Annotated in this window: 19 protein-coding genes; all 19 read right to left on the reverse strand. The window is 46.6% G+C overall.

Translation table 11 applies throughout. The features are described 5' to 3' along the window. Positions 1-269 precede the first annotated feature (269 nt). Positions 270-536, reverse strand: coding sequence for a hypothetical protein (locus AC1DLM_RS08575; protein ID WP_477569737.1), 267 nt, complete (start codon positions 534-536; stop codon positions 270-272). A gap of 918 nt (positions 537-1,454) precedes the next feature. Continuing rightward, positions 1,455-3,269 (reverse strand): hypothetical protein, encoded by a 1,815-nt coding sequence (locus tag AC1DLM_RS08580; RefSeq protein ID WP_441992465.1) that lies wholly within the window; start codon positions 3,267-3,269, stop codon positions 1,455-1,457. A 12-nt stretch (positions 3,270-3,281) separates the two neighbouring features. Next, positions 3,282-3,806 carry a hypothetical protein gene (locus AC1DLM_RS08585; protein ID WP_441992464.1) on the reverse strand — a complete coding sequence of 175 codons (525 nt, stop codon included), beginning with the start codon at positions 3,804-3,806 and terminating at the stop codon, positions 3,282-3,284. Beyond that, positions 3,803-5,263, reverse strand: a complete 1,461-nt coding sequence (locus tag AC1DLM_RS08590; RefSeq protein WP_441992463.1) for a glycosyltransferase family 2 protein — start codon at positions 5,261-5,263, stop codon at positions 3,803-3,805. The genes AC1DLM_RS08585 and AC1DLM_RS08590 overlap by 4 nt, the downstream gene beginning before the upstream one ends. Next, entirely contained in the window at positions 5,244-6,341 is a 1,098-nt protein-coding gene (locus AC1DLM_RS08595) for a HEAT repeat domain-containing protein (protein WP_441992462.1), read from the reverse strand. Before AC1DLM_RS08595 ends, AC1DLM_RS08590 begins: the two co-directional genes overlap by 20 nt. Further along, the gene (locus tag AC1DLM_RS08600; protein ID WP_441992461.1) at positions 6,338-8,008 is read right to left on the reverse strand and encodes a response regulator; all 1,671 of its coding nucleotides are present in this window, start codon (positions 8,006-8,008) and stop codon (positions 6,338-6,340) included. Before AC1DLM_RS08600 ends, AC1DLM_RS08595 begins: the two co-directional genes overlap by 4 nt. 539 nt (positions 8,009-8,547) lie before the next feature. Next, a complete protein-coding gene (locus AC1DLM_RS08605; RefSeq protein WP_441992460.1) occupies positions 8,548-9,078 on the reverse strand; it encodes a dihydrofolate reductase family protein in 531 nt (176 codons plus the stop codon). Between the two features lie 77 nt (positions 9,079-9,155). Further along, complete coding sequence (locus AC1DLM_RS08610) at positions 9,156-9,593, reverse strand: helix-turn-helix transcriptional regulator (protein ID WP_441992459.1); 438 nt, start codon at positions 9,591-9,593, stop codon at positions 9,156-9,158. 382 nt (positions 9,594-9,975) lie between these two features. Beyond that, positions 9,976-10,440, reverse strand: coding sequence for an arsenate reductase/protein-tyrosine-phosphatase family protein (locus tag AC1DLM_RS08615; protein WP_477569738.1), 465 nt, complete (start codon positions 10,438-10,440; stop codon positions 9,976-9,978). 735 nt (positions 10,441-11,175) lie between these two features. Next, the gene (gene poxB, locus AC1DLM_RS08620) at positions 11,176-12,897 is read right to left on the reverse strand and encodes a ubiquinone-dependent pyruvate dehydrogenase (protein ID WP_441992457.1); all 1,722 of its coding nucleotides are present in this window, start codon (positions 12,895-12,897) and stop codon (positions 11,176-11,178) included. Between the two features lie 681 nt (positions 12,898-13,578). Beyond that, on the reverse strand, positions 13,579-14,796 hold the full coding sequence (locus AC1DLM_RS08625) for an MFS transporter (RefSeq protein WP_441989764.1): 1,218 nt from the start codon (positions 14,794-14,796) through the stop codon (positions 13,579-13,581). A 67-nt stretch (positions 14,797-14,863) separates the two neighbouring features. Beyond that, entirely contained in the window at positions 14,864-15,439 is a 576-nt protein-coding gene (locus AC1DLM_RS08630; RefSeq protein WP_441989765.1) for a TetR/AcrR family transcriptional regulator, read from the reverse strand. Positions 15,440-15,740: 301 nt separating this feature from the next. Beyond that, positions 15,741-16,076 carry a tyrosine-type recombinase/integrase gene (locus tag AC1DLM_RS08635; RefSeq protein WP_477569739.1) on the reverse strand — a complete coding sequence of 112 codons (336 nt, stop codon included), beginning with the start codon at positions 16,074-16,076 and terminating at the stop codon, positions 15,741-15,743. Next, positions 16,034-16,411 (reverse strand): hypothetical protein, encoded by a 378-nt coding sequence (locus AC1DLM_RS08640; RefSeq protein ID WP_441989766.1) that lies wholly within the window; start codon positions 16,409-16,411, stop codon positions 16,034-16,036. The genes AC1DLM_RS08635 and AC1DLM_RS08640 overlap by 43 nt, the downstream gene beginning before the upstream one ends. A 566-nt stretch (positions 16,412-16,977) precedes the next feature. After that, complete coding sequence (locus tag AC1DLM_RS08645) at positions 16,978-17,490, reverse strand: hypothetical protein (RefSeq protein WP_441989767.1); 513 nt, start codon at positions 17,488-17,490, stop codon at positions 16,978-16,980. Continuing rightward, positions 17,481-18,572 (reverse strand): sialidase family protein, encoded by a 1,092-nt coding sequence (locus AC1DLM_RS08650; RefSeq protein ID WP_441989768.1) that lies wholly within the window; start codon positions 18,570-18,572, stop codon positions 17,481-17,483. Before AC1DLM_RS08650 ends, AC1DLM_RS08645 begins: the two co-directional genes overlap by 10 nt. 118 nt (positions 18,573-18,690) lie before the next feature. Then, positions 18,691-20,034, reverse strand: a complete 1,344-nt coding sequence (locus AC1DLM_RS08655; RefSeq protein ID WP_477569740.1) for a sialidase family protein — start codon at positions 20,032-20,034, stop codon at positions 18,691-18,693. Positions 20,035-20,052: 18 nt separating this feature from the next. Next, positions 20,053-21,771, reverse strand: a complete 1,719-nt coding sequence (locus AC1DLM_RS08660; protein WP_477569741.1) for a type 2 periplasmic-binding domain-containing protein — start codon at positions 21,769-21,771, stop codon at positions 20,053-20,055. Positions 21,772-21,819: 48 nt separating this feature from the next. Further along, a complete protein-coding gene (locus AC1DLM_RS08665; protein ID WP_441989771.1) occupies positions 21,820-22,692 on the reverse strand; it encodes a carbohydrate ABC transporter permease in 873 nt (290 codons plus the stop codon). Between the last annotated feature and the right edge of the window lies 1 nt (position 22,693).

Raw genomic sequence — 22,693 nt, forward strand, 5'->3', positions numbered from 1 at the left:
TTATAGTACAGATCAATTCCATTAACATGCAACAAATTTTGCAAATTTTGAATTATTTTTTCTCAAGTCAAATTTTTTTTCGTTTTAGAAAAAATCCTTGGATGTATTCATATATGAACTTCTATATATTTAAAAAATAAAAGTAATAGATTTTATTTTCTTACGGAGCAGGTTATACAGATATTTTAAGGATTCAATTATTACCAATTATCACTATTGTAATACCTATAGAATTCAAAACTAATTCTAATACAACAAAAGAAAGTAGGTTATTCAATTACCATTAAAATAAAATCTGCAATTCCAATGCGAAAACTTTTAAATAGTTCATCAATATGAATAGCAATATAATTTTTTTCAGTAATCGCAATTAGTTTTTGAAGATCCTCTTGATTATTATTTCMATAAGCGTATAAAACTTGTGTTGCTTTATTTTCTTTGGACATCCTTGATTCACTTTTCATGGAATGTACCACTGCACATCGTGCAGCATAAAGATCTTCCCCTTTTATAGCAATATTTAAATGCGGGAGCATATAGAGATCTACCCATTTAATAAAATCCTATTTTTGTACATCTACCTCATCTTGAACAGAGAGAGGCGACTATGTCTATTCCACAATATAGTACCTCTCCTTCTCCTCTAGTCAACTTGCCAAAAGCTAACTCTGTAATCCCATTCCCTATATATTCTATCCAATCATTTAGATCACTTTTGCTTGCAGCAGCTAAAAGGCAAATCATCAAAGCTTCCTGAACTGACAAAGAATACTGAGGTTCATCCCTATACCTCCGTACTAGAATTTGTAATTCGTCGGCGAGAGAAATACTTCTAGCTGTGGCTGCAACAGTGGCCAAGCCATTTAAAGTAGAAAGAAGCTCATCCTTTCCATTCAAACTAGCTAGTCTATATCTGCCGAGCTTTAAAGCTTGTATTGCCAACCCCGTATGGTATGATTCAACACGATAAAGAGACGCTGAATTTACTAAAGTAATAAATGACGAAGCTCCAACTTCCTCTTCAGTCAACTTTTTCTTATTAGAAATGGCTCGACGGCCTCAGCGATTCTGTTTTTCTATGACCGCCGTTTGTTTCCCGGTTATGGCTGCGTAATTGCTACAGTTAAACCGGCTATCCCCTCCACTAACCACGACCACATCAACMTTTTGTATCGCTCATCATCCCCTTCAAACTTTACCTGTATGACGGGCAAKGGATGTGAAGTGTGACAGAAAAGCAAAAAAATTTAATGGAAATCTCCTAGGTTAACCGGAATTAATATTCAACTATCCCGTTTCTTTAATGAAACCAGGGAGCAGCTTCCGCGTGGCGAGCTGCTCCCTGGTTCTAACTCTATTGTTTATTCGTTGAGAAAGGACGGTAGATCAACTGGCTGTATCAATCGACTCAATAATTATTTTTCGATCAAAATCGCACGCTAATAATTCAGCACTTAATCCGTTGGTAACCGCACGGCAGCAAATTTTTCTTTCAGCTTGTAGTACGATTTCTTCAACCGTTCGTGTGTTTGAGGATAGTCCCACCCTTTCCATTGATAGAACGGCATGTCATTCGTACGAAGCACGCCGTTGCTTGCAGATGGCAGGAAGTCAGAAATAGCGCCCCCACCTGGATGCTGCGTGCTATCTTCGTCCGGTTCTGGCCTATAGGTGACGACTGCAACGTGGAAGCCTGGAGTTTGCACGCTTGCATCCAGACCCTTCTCCCTAATGTCTCCTACCGCTTCATGCATGCTGGGATCTTTGATATTGAGTAGTTGCCAGGGAATGCGCAGCTCGACAATCGCATCCTTGGCATTCACAGCCACATCCGTAATAGAATCGTATTGCGGACTGTCCGGGTCACCATCGCCGAAGCGAAGCAAGCCCGTTTCGTAGGATTCGAAGGGAATAAACGCAGCGTCTCCTTGCCGATTCGGAATCGTCAACGGCTTATTTAACGTCAGCATCTGTTTGTGGAATACGCCATTGTTTTTCTTGTCCGCATATGCGGTCTGCGGAATCATGCCCAGCATGCGGCCATACTGCAGTTCGTGCAGATCGTAATAGCTGTCAATCCATATCCGGGAGGTGTTCGGTCCTTTGACATCGATCGCAAAATCAAATCCGGCATCGCTTGTCAGTCCTCCTCCCGACATCGCCGTCTGCCCTTGATCTGGCACCGTATTGAGCAGGAACGTCGCATTAGTTCTCGTCCAATCAAGCGGCTTATCGCTCTTACCGAAATCGAGGCGGAAATATACATACCGTTCGTCACTTGCCATATACAGACGGTCGATTTGGCGCTGCTCGTCATAACCGTCATTATATTTCCGCAGGGCGCTTGCGCCAGTTTTGCCAGCAACAGCAAGCGGTTGAATACCGGCTCTCTCCCAGTCCTCCGTTTTCCCATCTACTTTCACAATTAGTTCCTTGGCTCCAGGATCGAAACTCATTAACCCGAAGTTTTGCTCACTCGTCTGAACGTTCGACCAGAAGGGGCGTCGATCTGGATTGTCGTAGTCCATGTTGTTCCAAGTACGCTTGAACCACTCGTCCTGCCAGGAGAATACGAGCCCGCCAGCCATTCCTTCATGATAGATATCTTCGAACAATCGACTATCGATCTCCCCTTGCTCCTCCTCGGACAAAAATCCCTGATTCCAGCCGCTGACATTGCGGTGCGTCATACCGCGAGATGCGGGAACGCCGAACTCCGCAACGACGACCGGCATCCGGTGCACCTGTTTCAGATCCCTCAGGTAACCTGCGTAATTATTCTTTTGTCCCCGTTCATCGATATAACCAGTGTACTTCGTTTCGTAGTTCATGAAGTCCGGATAGTATGGATATACATGATAGGATGCGAAATAGCCGGCTTTGAGGGACGGTGTTGGCCAGATGACGTTCGGATTGATGAATACCGCATCCTCCTTTGCACTCGGTTCTGCCGGATGTTTCAACGGATCGGTCGTCACCCAGTTCGTAAAACTGATGGGCCGTTGCCATGTGTATTTTTCCGTTTCATACTTGACCGTATCGTCCATCGCTTTCGCTAGCCACGTCTCGAATGGGGATGCCGTTTCCGTCCGGAAGTATGTACCTTCGAAATCTGGCGCATTCACATGCTTGGCGTTCGTAGAGATAACAATGTCAGGATCCCATTCGACCCCGATGATCCAGCCGAGTACATACTGCGAAATGTCCGCTGTATACGAGCCCGAAGCATGGCCAGGCCTATTAGGAATTTTGGCGTTCCCGTGAATCACGTCAATGGTGCGTCATGTTTCCTCGGCGAAATCTTGTGAATTCTCATCAGCAAACACATCTCCTGACGCGAGGAGCTTGTCCTCGTTCATCCAAATGCCCTGCAGCACATAAAGCGGATTTGCCGCCTTGTCATTGTACGCTTTAAGCGCCTCGTAAAAAACTGGCGGATGCAGCGTATAAATACGCACCACATTCGCATGCATGTCGCCGATATGCTGAAACCAGCGCATATACTCGGCTTTCGTTATCGCCGTTTCTCCCGGGAAATGCCCCGGTTTGGCGATGCCCATATTGACGCCCTTAAGAAGCAGATCTTGCGGCACGCCATTGTGGTACACCTGCAAATATTGGCTCCCGACGTTCGCTGGAATCGTTAATCCATCCACCTTCACCATCTCCACATGTTCGCGCGGAGCGAATATCCCAGACACCAAAACCGTCGCGGTAACCCCTACAAGCAGCGCAATGACGGCAGATGCAATAAAAATTTTCCGTTTCATAAGAGCGCTGTACCCAGCTTTACGTATTTTTCTCATTTGCCGGTGCCTCCTTGACTTACGGAAATGCCTTTGCGAACCATATCTCCCCACTCTTGCCGTTTACCGAAAATCGCTTGCACAAGTCCTCGGCAACGCCATATCGTTTGGATCGGCCGATACCAGAATGATTCCGACAGCGCCCACCAGAACAGCCGAGATACATCTGCCACTCGGTTGTATCTACCCATTCCCCATTCTTCAAGCAGTACCGCACCCATCGATAAAAATGAGCCGTACAAAATCATGGCGGCGAGCAGCAGCGCACTAAAAGCGATGTTGACGTCGCCGATCAACAAATGAACGACAAGGAACACATAACCAAACAATTCGACAACAGGACCGAGCAACTCGACGAACAGAAAATAAGGCATCGACACAAGTCCGATACGGCCATAACGCGGATTGAGCATCATACCGCGATGTCGCCATAGACTCTCGAACAAACCGCGATGCCAACGTATACGCTGTCGCTTCAAATACTTCAATTGCTCCGGCGCTTCCGTCCAGCACACAGGATCGGGAATATAGGCGATGTGCGCCTTGCTCTTCTTTTGGCGAATCAAGCGATGCAGCCGTACAATTAGCTCCATGTCTTCTCCGATCGTACCGGTCTCGTAGCCACCCGCTTCCAGCAGCCAATCTCTGCGAAAAACGCCGAACGCGCCGGAAACGATCAGCAGCATATTCATCTTGCTTAATCCGATACGTCCCATAAGGAATGCCCGAAAATATTCGATTACCTGCATGACAACGATAGTGTTGCGAGGTAATCGAACATCTTCACCAAGATATCCACGGTCGACGACGCTTCCGTTGGCGATGCCGACACTACCGCCGCAAGCAATGATTTCTTCTCCAGGCTTTGCTTCCACGATCGGCTTCATAATTTTCAGAAAAGCGTCTGGATCGAGCACCGTGTCACCGTCTAGCGAAACGACATACGGATAATGTGCAAGATTGATTCCCGTGTTCAACGCATCGGCCTTGCCCCCGTTCTCCTTGTCGGCCAACTTGAGGTTTGGATGTATGCGTGACTGGTATATGCCGCGAACCAGCTTCGTCTCTTTGTTTAGTCCTGACCAACGTACTTGATGCTGAACTTCGAACATATCAAACTCATTGATCATGTTCTGTTTCGTCGCGTCTTTGGAGCCGTCGTTCACGACGATGATCTCATAGGTTTCATAATTGATGCCAAGCAAAGAGCGGACACTATCGACGATGTTGAGCTCTTCATTATAAGCTGGCACAAGGATGGACAAGGGTGGACTGAAGGATGAGTTCAGGATTTCTTCGTTTTGAAAAGACAGGGAATTTGCTTTTGTACGAATCGTACGAATCGCGACGAAGAACAGTATTATGTAAAAGAGCATAACCATAAGGATGTAAATGACAATAACAACCGATCCAATAACTGAAGCCAAGGTGATCCATTCACTCCACGTTTCGTTCATAGCTTCTCCTTTCCAGCATCTCTTCCGCCGCCTCACGTGCATAACGATCGGCATGCATCGAAGCGATGCGTACGAGATGTGCATCGCCTTTCGAATAACGACCAATTGATTGAGCAGCTTCAATACGGACGGCATACCGATCGTCACCGATCATTTGTTCCAGAAGCTTTTGGTACTCCGCATTCCTTACCTCCCCCATCAACCGTGCGGCCATCAGCCGTTCCTCCCATGGATATTGACGCCAATCGGAATAACGAACATAATGAGCTTCCTCCGCTTCCTGACTCAAATACCCGAAACCCGCTGCCGCTTTTAGCGCACGAATGCGCAGTTCATCGGACGGCGAGCACAATAGGCGCTCAATCAGGGTAAGATAATGTTCCGTACGAATATTACGGGTCCGCAGTACATCGAGAAGGTTACGCTGCAACAAGTCATTCCCCATATCGAACCGATCAATCAGCTCCTCAAGCAGTTCCGTTCCTAGCGCCATCAACAATTGTCGGTAACGGTGATCGGATAACAACGGCAGCGGTCCGTGTACACCGATCAGCCAATCCAGCAACTTCTTGTCCTGGAATGCCGCTAACACCCGCAAAGCCGCAAACAACTCCTCTGGCTTAATCCGTTTGCCTTTCACAATAGCGGAAACTTCCTCATGAAGTCCTTTCATTCGAAACAAACCGACTTGAGCAAGAGTATGCAGCCGTACTTCTTCCTTACGGTCATTCAAACGGTTTCGATATAACGGTCCATACAACTCTTCAGCGAGATGATACACCCGCTCGTGTTCCGATTGCGTTCCCCCAACGCGAAGCCGGTGGGTCAAATACGCTTCAAGGGCGCGCCATTGCCACGGATGATGCGGTGAAATCCGACGCGACGTCTCTCCCATCGTCACATAGCGTTCGATCGGTGAATCCGGCATCGAAGCGATTGACGACCATACTGCTATCTTGTTTCGTCTTTTGTTAAACATCCATTTTCGGGTAAGCAAATAACAATAAAGGGCGAGAAGCAAACAGATCCAACAAATGCAAAATAGTAGGACGGCATTAAAGGCTGTTGAATCGTTCATCGGCTCCTCCCCTGCAAGAGACGCCGTATACGAGCTTCAAGCTCTGGCAGACGAAACGGTTTCGTGACGTAATCATCCGTGCCTGCCCGGATGGCCTGCGCGATTTCCGTCTCGTCGCCATTACCAGTCAGCATCAGAATGCGATATTTATCAGCCGGATAGTCTGTGCGTAAACGAGTTAGCACTTCCATACCATTCATACGCGGCATCATTCGGTCAAGAATGAGCAAGTACGCATGCTCTCCGTTATGCCATACATCCGAGAAGAAAGCTTCCCCGTCCGCAAATGTACGAATTTCCAGCCCTTCTCCTCCAACAACTTCCATATCGCGTAGGCGTCGCTCCAGCATGTTACGGATTAGCGGGTCGTCGTCGATGATAGCTACACGGCAAGCTCCTTTGCGCTGAATGCCTACAACTGTATGGGTATCGCTCAAGCGATTGCGAAGGCCGAGCTTCATATCCCTCATTGCTTCACCCAGTGCGGCAATGCAAGCATCAGGGTCATACGCCCCATCCAGAGTCGTGAAAACATAGGACAGCGACATGTTGACGGCATCCCCAGCGATCTCATATGTATGGGCGGTAAACAATTCCGACAACCGATTTAATCTCAGCGATATGGTTTCCACCGTGCCTTCTCTTCCGAGAAGTACGAAACGGTCCCGCTCCCATCGGACAAGCAGTTCGTCCGTCCGGATATGCGCTCTCAGCCACCCAGCGGTATGATGTAAATAACCGTCTGCCGCCGCATGGCCATATCGCTCGTTCAAGCTGCGAAATGCATCAATATCAAACTGCGCCGCCCAATACGACTTTCCTTCAGCAATTGCCTCCTGGCTGATTTGCTGCCACCGGATTCGTAAATATTGAGTATTATAAAGTCCAGTTAACTCGTCTGTCAGGATCATTCGGCTGATCGCTTGCTTCCGGCGCAGCTTGTTCAGGACGCGTACGACAAACTCATTAAGATCGAAGGGCTTGGAGATGAAGTCGTCCGCGCCCGACTGGTATGCCCTGATGCGTACATCTGTGTCGTTCTGAGCGCTTATTAGCAAGACAGGCACCATAAAGCGCTGTGACCTCTCCTGCAGAATGGTAAGTAAATCAAAACCGCTATGGCCTGGCATGACGACATCCAATACGATACAATCTGGCTTAAGCTCATAGAACCATTTGATCGCTTTATCCGGATAAGGTGTCGCCAGGACGATGCATCCCTCTTGTTCCAACCGCTCTTTTATCACTTGAAGAAAGGCCACATCGTCATCGATCAGCAGGACGAGCGGGCCAGGCACCTCGGAAATCATAACAGGAGCCAGGGGGTCGGCTTCCACAGTTGCTGCGGATTCCCGAAACGATTCCATAGCTCGATTAGAAATGTCCTGTTCGCCGAGTGTATCAGTTGCTTTTCTTAACGCCATAATTGATTGAATAAAGCGTTCAAATTCCGCCAATGTCCACAATTGCAAACCATCTTCTGTAAGATCAATTAACAACTGTTCGGCCGCTTCCGTCCATTCTTGCAAATCAATTGTAGCCGCTGTTCCTTTAATCCTATGCAGCAACCCGTAAAGGTCAGCTTCCAGAATCGGCTCGTTCGCCGAACGCCACGAAGCAATCGTTTCGTCGAATTGCCTAATAAACAGTAGCTGAAATTTCGTCATCTCACTCTTCCTTTTCTCGCTAGGTTATAGTCCATTCATTACTTATACATTATAAGCAAAAAATCATTTCAATCGCCATATCCACTGAACGAGAATTCTTTCTGTAGCTTCAAAGTTTACTCCTTGGATTATTCGTACGTTCGAAAGATCGGATATGTTTTAGGGCATAGCAGTTTTGGGGAATATTGGCTCTAAGGTTTCGTGGATATCTAATTAAAGGTCCTTAGCATGTTCGTTTAAGTTAAATTACAAACAGGAAGTTAAATATCAACGAGTTGGACCCCTACCAAACTAGCTTATAGGTTATTTTATTGCTGAAGAAATCTGCCCGTTATTTTAATAAACAAAAGAAGAGCTGCCGCGAAGCAAGACCCTCAACTTTACTTACCCGTTAGGTCAATCGTCAATTCTATAAATAACTATGTCATTTCGCATAACTGAACAAATTTTAAAGAATAAGGGATCCTCTGACTGCCGCTGCAGCCGGAGAATCCCTATTAAAGTAACGTGTCCTTTAGGCCGCTGGGTCAACCGCACAACTAAGCTGGAACGTAGGTCAACCTGATCACCTTCTCGCCAATTCGATCGCTTGCCACGAGGCGTAGCGGCGGCCGCGGACCGGCGAAGAACGGCTTACCGTGACCCAGCACGACTGGATGGAGATAGAGTCGATACTCATCAACTAGACCGAGCTCCGTTAGACTATGCGCCAACTCCGGCCCGGCAACTTCAATCTCTCCATCATGCTGTGCCTTCAGCTCATGTATCGCCGCTGCCAAGTCGCCCTCGATCAGAGAAGCATTCGGCCCGACGGACTTTAGCGTCCTCGACACCACCCACTTCGGCTTGCTTTGAAACGCCGCTGCGTATTCCCGTTGCGACGCATCCCATTCCAAAAGGTCTTCGTCCCAATAACGCATGCTCTCGTACATGCGGCGCCCGTATACGCAGCCCGCCAGGCTGCGCATGTCGTCGATGAAATGACGGAATAGCACGGGGTCAGGCATAGATCCTGTGAAGTCGACGAACCCGTCCAAAGACTGGTTCAATGCGAAAACGATCTTTCCCATACGGCTAACTCTCCTCCTTAGTTTTCTTGCACATTCATCATCAAGATTACACGTTCCATATGCAGCCTTCTTTATGTCTACATTTTATCATCCAACAGCATGTCCGGTTTCTCATGGATTGCTAATGTGCACAGTTCTGGCCTGACCGAATACAAATTCGGGTACGGAGGGAAGCATGAGGAAGAAGAATATCGCGCTCTTTGGACTCCCACGGAATGGCGGTTGCCATCAAATAGTAAACACCCGGCTTTATTCCTGGTCCCTTCTATCGCGCCATAAGCGCTTGAATGAGGCTCGATCTCTCGCCATACCCCGAGTCTGATTAGAGAATCCTTCACCGTATCAATATGCGGTAAAGAACGCCGAAATTCGGATGCCGTTACGACAACGCACTCCGAAAATCGAGTCGTAAAAGTGCCTAAGCTCATCTGACTGATCTCTAAGCCGATATCGCGAATGCTAAAGTCGGTGTGAATGAGCAAGTCCTTCCCCTTCTGTAGCCTCAGCGCTGACACATAATATAGCGGCGGCAGTCCGACCTGTTCTCTGAATAATCGCGAGAAGTGGTATGGACTTTAGGCCACATGCTTGGCCAAACGAGACAACGACAATTGGTCATCCAGATGCCGGTGGATGTAGGCGACGGCTTCGTCAATTTCCAAGATTCGCTTCGTCAACGTCGTGCCCCTCTCAAGCCCCCTATATTAACCCAATTTTTACATAATTTATTCTACGTGACTATGGAATAATCCTGCCCGATAGTTGAGAAAAGGCAACTGATCCAATAGGGTCGGCTGCCTCTTGTTGTTATCGAACTCTCGTTCGCCGTTAACGTAATGAACTCATTGACTTCGCCAGATTATTCATGTCATTTTTTTATGAAATAGAAACAATTTATTAAAGGTCAGCTTTTTGTTCTAGATTATGTATGATACAGGGCGTTGCTTCCTTAAAGTATTGAACCAATTTTTTCATTTGTTCCACAAAATCTTCACTATCGGGAGCGCCTATATTCACTGATGTTTTTTGACCGTTATAAACTTCATTGAATAATGGGATTTCACGATCGTATTTCTCATTAATATAATCTCTATGAAGTTCACTCATTGCAATTATTATATCGTACTCTTTAAAGTGTTTTTCATTAAAAAGCGTTCTTTTGAAGTCAGTGGTGTCTATATTCAATTCATTCATTATATTAAAGTGAATATTGGAATACTTGCTAACATCATTATTTGCTCTTATCCCTGCGGAAGCAACCTTAATTGAAGTCTTATTGCTTCTGCGGAGAAAATCTTTCATACAAAATTCAGCTATTACGCTTCGAGTAAAATTATCGGTACTTACAAACATAATATTCATTAAATCAACTCCATTCCAATGACCATTTTATGGAATTATATCAAACGGAACAGGAAAATTACCATCTATTTTTTAGTTGATTATTCAATTAAACTATCCTTTAGTTTAATAGCAAAAAGAAACCCTCAGCTACGGGCTGAGGGTCTAAGTTTATATTATAAAAGGGTGCGTTGAACTAACGTTCCCMGTTTAGCGGAATGTTTAATTTTTCTCTAGTCCCAAAAATTAAAGATGACATCTCCGACGGTTTTAGGTTTCCAATGAAAAATCTGCCTTAATTCTGCTTAGTTCTGAACAGATGAAGCAAACCCTATGAAAGGATACGAACTGTTTAACAAAATAAAAGTGCTTTCGTCATGTAAACCCAGCTCTGCTTTATAGAAATTTTGTGATACATGTGGTTCTTCAAAGGAAAGGAACTTCCCGTTAGAATAGTTTGCCAAAGAGTAACAAAGTCTTTTGAAGTGTATAGAATCTACCTCTGGCACATCATCGACAAGAAATCCAGAGATGCCTCTCAGAAGGAACACTGCAGCCACTTACCTTCCTTACCTTCACAGTACAGATAATATGATTTTAACACATTTTGGAAGTATCCTGCCCCTTCACTGTTTAACTATAGTTCTCCGTTAGAGTAATAGCCCTCATCTGGCAATCAGATGGGGGCTATTTTTTAAACTTGCGACTAAGGCAGTGTGACCAGTCAGTTGTAGGAGTCCAAAGTACTCCTATTTATTACCGAAGGAGATTGGATTTCGCCAGTTCGATGACTTCGTTGCCTTGCCCGTTCAAAACGGCTTTCAGCATCCACATCGTAAATCCGCGAGCCTGCTCGAGGTTGATTTTCGGCGGCATCGCCAGCTCCTGACGATTGACGACTACGTCCAGCACTACCGGACCGCTGTGTTCGAGGGCTCGGCGAACGGCGCTTTCCAAGTCATTCGGATCCTCGACGCGAATTCCTTCGATTCCCATGACTTGAGCAAGTGCCGCAAAGTTTGGATTGTCGAGTTCCGTTCCGAATTCTAAAAAGCCAGCTGCTTTCATTTCCAATTCCACGAATCCAAGCGCGCCATTATTAAAGACAACGATCTTGATCGGGAGCTTATGCTGACGAAGGGTCAATAGATCTCCGAGCAGCATAGTGAGTCCCCCGTCCCCAGACAGCGATATGACCTGGCGTCCCGGTTGCGCAACCTGCGCCCCAATCGCCTGGGGCATGGCGTTCGCCATTGTCCCGTGGTTAAACGAGCCAAGTAGCCTTCTTTTTCCATTCATGCTCAAGTATCGGGCAGCCCACACAGTCGGCGTACCAACATCGCAAGTCAAAACGGCATCCTCATCTGCGAGATCGCTGATAACCTTCATGAGGAATTGCGGATGAATAGGAGCTCGACCAGGAGCTGCAAGGTTGTCCAGTTCCTCGCGGACTTTGGCATAATGTGCTGCAAAGTGCTGCAGGTGGTCAGGGGAGTGCAGTTCCATTAAAAGGGGTAACAGCATGTCGACCGTCGTCTTTACGTCTCCGCACACCCCGTATGCGAGCGGCGTTCGCCGGCCTAGTCGGGAGGAATCCAAATCAACCTGAAGGATGGTCGCTTCTTGCGGATAAAATTGCCGGTATGGAAAATCGGTACCCAGCATGAGTAAGACATCGCATTCCATCATGGCGTGGTATCCTGATGAATATCCGATGAGGCCGGTTAACCCGACGGAATACGGGTTGTCAAATTCCAGATATTCTTTTCCTCGCAGCGCTATGACCATCGGGGATTGCAGTTTCTCACACAGCTTCATGAGCGAATCATGAGCTCCCGAGCAGCCAGCACCGCACAGCAAGGTGATCCGCTTGCCTTTGTCTAAGTAGTCGGCAAGCGTCTTCAATTCGTCTGTAGAAGGGCAAACAATTGGTCGGGTGGAATGGATGACTCGTTCTGGAACCGGGCTTTCGTCGTATTCAAAAGCGGCTACATCACCAGGAAGAACTAAGACAGACACTCCCGACCTTGCCGTCGCGGTTTGCATCGCCATCGTAACCGCTCGAGGTATTTGCCTCGGTCCGGTTACGACTTCACAAAAGAAGCTACATTCCTGAAACAACATGTCCGGACGAGTCTCTTGAAAAAAGCCGCTGCCAATTTCACTGCTCGGAATATGAGCGGCAATCGCAAGTACTGGCACCCGATTTCGATGGCAATCGTACAAACCGTTAATGAGATGTAAATTACCAGGTCCGCTGCTACCCGCACAAACGGCGATTCCTCCGCTGAGGATGGCATCCGCGCCAGCCGCGAACGCTGCAACCTCTTCGTGGCGGACATGGATCCATTCTATTTTTCCGGAACGACGGATCGCATCGAGCAAGGCATTAAGCGAATCGCCGATAATGCCGTAAATTCGCTTCACGCCGGCGTTCAGAAGGGATTCCACGATGGAATCAGCTATTGTTCTTTTCAAGGGAATCTCTCCTTATTGTTTTTATTATTTTGCCATAAAATGAGCAGTATATTCTTGATTTCACTACGATCGGGTTTGTTGGGCTTTAATCTTAAATTAAGTAGTCACATTTCGGTAATTTCATACCTTCTTATAGGTATGCTGCCCGATAACGAAAAAACGGCTGCTACGCGGCAGCCGTTACTTCGTTATCGGTACTTTATCTAACTTTAACCTATTCGATCCGTTTGCGGTTTTCCATAAATCTAATATTTTGTTCAGACGCGGAATGAGGTCTTAGACGGATGGAAGAAATCCAACCCTTTTGATCCCGCACACTCGGCTGAGTTTAATAAATCACCACAGGATGCATAACAACAACTAGGTCTGCGACTGATATGTTACTCCACTAAAGTTCCTGTCGGACTTCAATCGGATGTCCTTCAGTAACTATAGATGTACCTAGTAAATAAGAAGGTACATCCTTTAAAACTAGTATTATTTTCTTGATAACCGACAACCTCACCTTCATAATGGTTACCTCATTTGGTAACATTATTGCATCTGAAATGAAAAATCAATTAAACAAACCTGCCAGTTAGTTGAAAAAACAGCAGCCGATCGCTGGCCGGCTGCCGTCGTGTCATCATAGAGCTATAGTTCCAGTTAGCTTAGAACGTGTGGATTACGCAACTGTGCTCCTCAATCAATGAGATTCTCCTTCCTTAATCTCGAAAACTCCGTTGCATAATACGCCATGGCCATGGCCGGTAAGGCGATTCCGATCAGCAGTGCCGCCTCCCAGCCCCCCGTTGCGTAAGCCAATCCCCCTGCCGCTGAGCCGATAGCGCCCCCTAAAAAGAAAATGGCCATATACAAACCGTTAAGCCTACTGCGAAATTCCGCTCCTAAAGAGAAAATCACTCGCTGCCCGAGAACCATGTTGGCGGAAACCCCCATGTCAAGTAAAATCGCCGCAACTACGAGGATGGGGACCGCGAGTGCAGAACTTGATGGAACCAGCAAGGGAAGCAGCCCGGAAAAGATGACGATGGCCAACGCCCATCCCGTAGCTGGGCGAACCCATCCACGGTCTGCCATACGGCCCGCCGCTGGCGCCACAATTGCCCCCATTACCCCGGCTAATGCGAACAGAGCGACCTCCTTCTGAGTGAAATGGAACGGCGGACTTATCAATACCAACGGAACTGTAGTCCAAAACAAACTGAACGTTCCGAATACACAAGCATGATAAATTGCCCTCCGGCGCAATGCCGGTGTCGCCTTCAGCAAATGCAGCATGGAGTGCAGAAGCGCCGGGTAAGCTGTAGCGGTCGAAGGCTTCCTTGAGGGTAGTGCCTTTGCCAATACAAGAGCCAGCGCGAAAATCAATGCTGCGGAGATGAAATATATGGACCGCCAGCCCATATACTCCGCCACCAAACTTGAAATGGGTCGCGCGAGCATAATCCCCAGAAGTAGCCCGCTCATGACGTTGCCCACATTGCGACCGCGCACGGCTTCAGGCGAAAGATGAGCCGCATACGGTACAAGGATTTGTGCTGCTACGGAACCTACTCCGATCACGAGTGAAGCGGTGAGGAATAGGATGGCGCTTTTGATTACAGCGGCAATTGTCAAAACGGCTGCTGTAAGGAGCAATGATGAAAGGATCAACTTACGATTTTCCAGTATGTCTCCCAACGGTACGATAAATAACAAGCCGATCCCGTAGCCGACTTGAGTCAACGTAACGATGAGTGCGGCAGCCCCGGAGGAGAGCCCGATGGTCGAACCGATCGAGCCTATCAATGGTTGAGCATAATAAAGATTTGCCGCTATGATACCGCAAGCGGCTGCCAGGATAAAAATCAGCGATGGCGAAACCGATTTTTCCGTTGGAATGGAAGCTGAATGCATAGAAAGTCCCCTTTTCTCACCAGAAATTTTCTGGAACAATCATTCCGGAATATGTAAAAAAAATGTTTTATAGCACTTCCATCACCATGTCTATCATCTGCTGCATCTTGCTGCGGTCACCCTGCACCTTCGCAACGATATTTATACTATGATTCAGGTTTGAAAGCAGATAAGATAAAGTCTTGATATCTTTCTCAGGCATGATTTCTCCCGTCTCCTGACCTTTGCGCAGCAGCTCGTAGAAGGATTTCTCCAACTCGTCAAACCGCTCCCTGATCAACGCATTCAGTTGCTCATCTGGCGAATCCATGCCGACTGCTGCATTAGTAATGAGACAGCCCTTCGGCGACTCGCCGTCCAAGGCGGAATTGATGTGTATCTCGAAGTACTGCCGGATTCCCGATTTTGCGGATGTCGCATTGACGAGGATGTCCCGTTTGGCTTGCTTCCACTTCTTGTACCAGTTGATCGCCTCGATATAAAGCGTTTGTTTGTCCCCGAACGTTTCGTACAGACTTGATCTGCTAAGATCCATAGCTTCCAGCAAATCGGGAATGCTTGCCGCTTCGTAGCCCTTCTTCCAAAAAACGAGCATCGCTTTATGAAGCACCGCTTCTTTATCAAACTCTTTGTAGCGTCCCATGGTTCTCCCTCCGTTTCCGTAGGTACAGTATATACTTTTTCGGAACGATAAGTCCAGTATTTTGAGCTGATATGAAAGTTAGCTCAGGCTGGGATAAGATGGATTACAGACTTTTAAGTGAAATTAGTGAACATCTGCTTTTCGATCACCACTTTATATTTCGTGAGGGTCGGAGACTCATGGTTCGCTCGTTTAATTCAATGTAATAATTAAATAACATATAACAGTAGCCAATCATTATAGAAATGAGCTAATCGTAGCCCTCTTTGCCTCTGGAGCAAAGGCGATACATTGATTAAACTTAAAAATAACGACGATATAATCCTCTCCTACGCTCACCGCGCAGTTGGGCGTAAATCTGAGTTGTAGATGTTTTCTCATGTCCGAGCATCCCCTGAATAAATTCTAACGGTGCACCGTTATCTAACAATTGGCAAGCGTAAGTATGGCGGAATCGGTGTGGATATACATTCGCAGTAATATCACTACGTTTAGCAAGCTTTTTCAAAGACCAACGAATCGCTGGAATTGACAACCGACGAACCTGACTGGTTTCGGTGACAAATAAATCTTTACAAGTGTCATTTCTGCTCTCTAGGTGGTTCGTATAAAACTCGAATGAACTGGAAGAACACAATGATTGAATGCCTCCTCTAACGTATTGTCTGTTAAAGGAAAATCATTGCAATGATCTGCCATAAACTTACAAGCAAAAGAATCGATTAGTCTGTAATATTTCGCGAGCTCCTGAGAAACTTTAGCAGAAAGTATATCCTTGGATTGGCCATCCGACTTCAGCCATTTCTCAAACACGCCCACTATCCTATCTCTGTGCGGAATCGTAGCAGCATCTACATCAAAAATCGGACCATCGTCTTCCCTAAAGGCAATTAAGCAGTAATTTTCAGGAACCTTTCTGATCGTGTTACATCCCTCTTCATAACCAGCCATTGCTTGCTGAATGTTTTTCATAAAATAATCCTTTCATCACAGCGCGGACTTATGCCAATGGCACGAGTCTTTGCAGCTTGTGCCACCGAATAAGTACGCCCAGGTGGAAAGGAGATATAAGAAAAACCGTCAGGGAAGTTCATCCTGACGGTCCTTTAGGTTGCTCGTACATCGGTAATTTTGTACTCATTTCCACGAATACCTTGGTAATGCTCTGGATACATCGCTCCTTCACAGCTTTCGCATGTAAATTGTGGAGGGACTGTGGGATTATCCTGATCCATTCTGTCAAAATCCTGCACAACTTTAAGCGGTATGTTTTCGCTCTCCAAACAGGTCAAACATATATTCTTGTCTACAGCCGTTCGAAGATGCGATGCATACTCGTCGATCGGAACAAACCTGTTGATGCTTCATTCATTCCAAAAGCTCGTAATAGCATTGCAAATTCAGCCGGAATGTCAGCCCCGGCAGGCCTTTCCAAGTAAGAATAGGCTGGTTTAATTGCAGGTTCCTGAGTGTCCTTGAAGCTATGTATGTTCCAGGTATCCACGCTATCGCCAACGCCAAACAATGTCATCAGCTCTTTAGCAAGCCGCAGGTATCTTCGTCATAAAATCCGAATCGGTCGGATAAATAACAGTTTCAAATACTGGCACTGCTCCGATCTTTCGAATTTCAACGGCTAGAGCTTTCATATCTATTTTGAAATCGTCAATCGACGTTCTTTTTACCGCGTTTGCCATACCCAGCATGACAAATACCGTCTCCGGCTTCAGACCGGTTACGAGCCTGTTGAAATCAACCAACAACTCTGCAGCTGTTATTCCTTTCATTCCTGTGTTAAAAACAAAGTTTTGCCATCTTATTGCTTCTGAAGTGCCGGCGCACCTCCTGTCATTTCCCAGTGTATTTTTTTCCTCGAAGTGCTGCATATAATTTCTGTACAGTCGGGCCTTCCCTGGGGCATGTGTAATGTCATCGCCMGTAAACACGAACGTTGCCGGAACGCTGGTGGTTTGGGTATATGCCTTTATTCTACTAACGTCCGTATTCGCAGGCGGAATGTTTGCATTTGTTGAGAGAGCCATCAGATCCATGTCATCGAGCTTCCTCGACTACTCTCACAATAAGGATTCAGCATAAAAGCTTCTTCTCGCAAACTATAGCCGCGAATTTGGCAATTAGGGGAATCATCTGCAATATATTGAACAATATAAATTTCGCCGTCGTCAAATTGGGCCCAGCCTGAATAACCATTATCCGCTAATAGAGAGCGATCGTAATCGATCGGCAGTACCCGGATCCATTGTTTTATATATTCGGTTTCCAATACGGTATCCATATCCATCCAGGCGGCGAATAAATTTTGGTTGCTTCCGTATCCGACAGGGCCGCCTTGATAAAATCTGTGCGTCATCATGACCTTGCCGCTCTTGAGCATTCGCGCCACAGGACGATGACAACCCGGAAGCGGCATGCGATAAGGCCCCTCCCATGTTTCCCCATGATCCCTGGATATCGCTTTATACCCATCCTTGCCATCGTTCGAATTCTCCCGTAAAAAGGCGACGAGCGTATGATCGGGCAGGGCGAGTATGGATGCCTCGCATAAATGCAAGCCTTCCATACTCGCGACCGTTATCGGTCCGCTCCAATCTTTTCCTTGATTATCCGAATACCAAAGCATTTGCTCCAAATACCCATGCTTTTTACTTTTCCAATGGGCCGACAATAGCCATCTGCCGGATGGCAGCTCGCACAGGGTGTCCGGTACAATCCCTCTTATCGGAGTTGGAATCGGACCTTCCCATTTTTCACCTTCAGAGATACCTATATACAATTCACTGACGGATTCGTGGAAATAACCTTGTTTATAATCATCGTTTCGGAGCACCCTGTTGGTGACAATCACCAACCGATTGTCGTTCAGCCGGGCTATGCTGCAGCAATCATAAAAGTAATCAAGTCCTGCAGTGCCCTCGGTCAAAGCTATTTTTTCTCCCCATGTTCGACCACGGTCGAGGCTTTCTTTATATACAATTCGGGTATAGGTTCGATCCGTATGTCTCGTACATTCCGTAAATACACAAATTAATTTCCCTTTCTCCGTTAAGGTAAGCGCGGGCCAGGCTTCATAAATCGAATCATCCCTGCTGACAACAAATTTTTCATTAAACAAAAGAATGCGCCTCCCTATTGAACGGCAAATGTTAAGAAAATGCGAGGACCGTCTGGTCCCCGCCAATTTCTCCTGATACGATCATTCTCAACAAATGGACGTTCAAGTCTGGTTCTTGTCAAGATGATGAGATCCAATCCAATGTGAACTTTGTAAATTTAACCGTTATCAATTTATTTTCTGAAAAATCAAAATCGCTTTCATATAATAGCGCAATGTCCMCATTATCCAACACCGTCAAACAACAATAGGAGAAAGTATATTCATCGATCTGCTTGGCATACTTCCAGGTGCTTCCCCCATCCTCACTCAGTCGGACTGTCCCGTTTGTCCGCTTGCGGGGATCCGCAGGGTTTGCAAACAAAACCCTTGTTTTCCCGTCTCCCAAATCCGGGTATGTTATCACGCTGGATTGGCATGTCGGGTCTAACAAATTCTGATCATACACCGGCTCATCCCAGGTCTCTCCACCATCCTTGCTCACTGACACTGCGGTCCGCTGCAAACCGGCGTGGTTTCTCAAATAAACTCGCAGATCACCATTCGGAAGCTCAATCAACTGCGATTCAGTCAAATCCGCACCTTCCGTACTTAACGTCTCGGCTGAAAGCATTTGTCCGTTGAAACGTCTTCCTTCATTAGGAGAGGCGCCCCTACGCCAGCTTTTCCCATGATCATCGCTGAAAATGACGGCACATGACATTTTTCCATTGGGATTCGCAAAGTAAATCGGGAATACAAGCCTTCCCTGGTAATCGCCACACTTGAGCTGAATTCCTCTTCCGGGGCACGACCCGATAAATTTCATCCAGGCTTCTTTAACCTCGGGATTTAATTCGATTGGCCTGGACCATGTCAACCCATCATCATCACTTTTGATGATTTGCAAGAAGGACGTCCTTGCTTCCAACAAGGTTTCTTCAGGATCTGCGCCTTTTTTCAAGAAGATATTGCCTTTTCTTACTCCGTCTACATAGACGTTTCCCTCTTCATCAACCGTGTATGGGGTTAAATTTCCTTGACTGTTGGCAACATGACCATTCGGAAGCAGGCTATAAACGTTCTCAAAGGTGTCAAACAGAAGCCTGTTTGCATGCTCATCGAACCCTGTGCCTTCTTCGGATGCCCATAAGCCGATGCCGCCGGGAGTATGTGAAAACAGCATCCAAATCGTTCCCGTTTCTTCGTCCTGAAGCAGGGTGGTATCGATCGCCGCTGCCCCGTCCAGTCCTTCACCCGGATAGGAAACAAGCTCCTGGACATCGCCCCATGTTTCTCCGTTATCAGTACTACGACGAATTACGGTATTAATCTTATTGGGATTATCCCTCATGTCGCTTATTCTAGCATCGATACCGGCGATAATCGTTCCTTTTACAGTCGTAATCATGGATGGGATTCGGTATGTCGCCGATCCAGCCAAACCCGGGTAAAACAACGGAATGACTTCGCTTTTTTTCATGAGATTCACACTCCGTTTTTATTTTTTACTTAACAAATCGGTTACTTTAGGCGCTTTGTCAAGCTCGGCCAAAATTTCTTTCCCACCGCTATTCAAATAATTCTGAACATATCTGTCCCATTCCTTATCGATATCGATTTGCCCAGCAATGGCCTTTAAACGGAATTCATTCACGATCGTATCCAATTGGCCTTTATATTGTTTGTTCAAATCGGCATATTTCGTTTGGTTCATCAAATCCCATTTGAAAGGTCTGATTTCCATCTTCTTCAACACGTCCTGTTTGCCGAAAAAATCATTTTTCAACTTCGTAGTCGCTTCGKAGGTCTGATAGGACGCCCGTCTATCATCGTACGATCTGAAGTTATATGCCCAGAAGCCCATATTCCCTTCGTTCTCCGGATACTCTGGCTTGACTTTAATCTCCGATTTCTCCGGAGTTCCCTGCCATGTGGAATGGGTACCGACATCTCCGTAAAGTGTCCAGCGGGAATCGTCGTCAAAGTTGATATAATCGAAAATTTGCAGAATACGCGCCAGCTGCTCATCCGTCACTTTCTTGGAAATGTAGAAAGCATCGCCAAGCCTGTTGACTGGGGTGAAGGCGCCTTCCCCTTGCTGCCCGTTCGGGCCGATCTCGGGCGCGGTCACGAGCAATTTAACGGCGGGGTCCTTCTCCACAATGTTTGCCGGAGCCCGTCCCTTCGTCCAAGCGTCCATACCGACATAAGCAGGCTGCGCCGGATAATAACCAGTCTTGCCGAGCTTGAATTTCTCCCAGCTCTTGTTCACGTCGATCGTCGTCCACTCTGGATCGATCAAGCCTTCTTTGTTCCATCTCGCCATCATCTTCAAGAACTCTTTGTACTTATTGGAAATTTCAGCGCCCGTCAGCTTGCCGTTCTCCTCCAGGTTGTAGCCGCTAGCTACCCCGTATGCCCCGAGCAGTGTGCTTCCCCATGAAGTAAACGCGTTGTTGAACGGCAGCATGCCATACGTATCGTTTTTGCCGTTCCCGTCTGGGTCCTTCTGGGTGAAGGCCTTTAAGATTTCTTCCGTTTGCTCCAGCGTATATGCCTTATCCGTGAAGTATATCCGTTCCAGGCCTCCGCTTGTTCCAATAGGCTTAATGTCGCCCGGCGGCTTGATCCCCAGTTTCTCAAGCCAATCGAGCCGGAAGGTTGGAGCCCAAATTAAATTTTTGGTATGTCCCTGATACCCGACGAGAGCCAAATATTCGTCTTTTTTGCCAGGCGCTATATTCATATCCCAGCCCGGAACATTCTCATCCAGCATTTTGGAATAAAGGGGCGCGTATTTCTTCAGCATCTCTTTCGGGACCGTTCTCGTCAGGCCGTTTTCGTAAAATTCCAACGCCGATAGGGACTGCGCCGTAAAGGAAAACGTATCCGGCAAATCTCCAGATGCGACCATCAGCTGCACCTGGTCTTTGTTAAACGTATCCACCTTCACGTTGCCGATCTTGATATTATACTTTTCTTCGAGCTTCTTCTGCACCCAGTTCCCGTCTTCGACTTTACCTCTTGTAAAGGATCCGGAAAGCTTCAGGTCCAGCTTCTTGGAGTAGTCCCCCGGCGCAGGAAGCCCAGCTTTGTCCCCTTGAGTCGGGCTTGCGGATTTATCGTCGGATGAATCCTTCTGACTGCAGCCTACCGCCCCAAGAACTAAGGATACGGCTAGCAGTGTGGAAAATAAAACCTTGAAACGAATTTGCATATGAACTGCCTCCCTCTATTTATCTCATCTGTAAATACGTGGAATCAATTAACCTTTTAGTGAGCCTATCATAATTCCTTTGATGAAATATTTTTGCGCGAACGGGTAAATGAGAATAATGGGACCTATGGAAATCATAACCGTCGCAGCGCGGACATTGCTGAGAAGCAAATTCGCGTTCGACATTCCACCGCCGCCGAATTGTGTCTGCGATAGATCCAGCGCCACCATCATTTCCCTAACCACCATCTGCAGAACTGTCTTCGAAGGGTCGCGGATATAAATCATGGCATCGAACCATGCGTTCCAATGCCCCACCGCCGCCCAAAGCGCTACAGTCGCAATAACCGGTTTGGATAACGGGATGATGATCTTGGTCAATATCTTAAAATACCCGGCTCCGTCTATTAGAGCCGACTCCTCAAGTCCTTTATCAATCGTCATCAAGAAATTACGCATAATGATAATCGAAAACACATTCACAACTCCAGGTAAAATTAATGCAAGACGATTATCGAGGAGACCTAAACTTTTAATTAATAAGTAATTTGGAATCAATCCCCCTGAGAAAAACATGGTGATGAGGAAAAAGGCTGTGAAATAATTACGGTAAGGCAGATCCTTCTTAGAAAGCGGATAGGCAACCAGCAAGGTGAAGGACACAATGAGCGCCGTGCCGATTACAGTTCGAAAGATCGTATTGAGATATGCGGAAATAATATTCTGATAGTTAAACACAAACCGATAAGCAACCGCCACCCATTGTTCGGGCCATAGATGGAAGCCAAGCGTTGACGCGCCATTAGCATCTGAGAAAGAAAGAACAAACGTTTGCCAGAACGGATATAAAACTGCAAGTGAAAATAAGCTGATAAATAAGACAATTAATGTATCAAACATAGACAATCGTGTTTTGAGCATT

The organism is Paenibacillus sp. 01T442, from assembly GCF_056398345.1.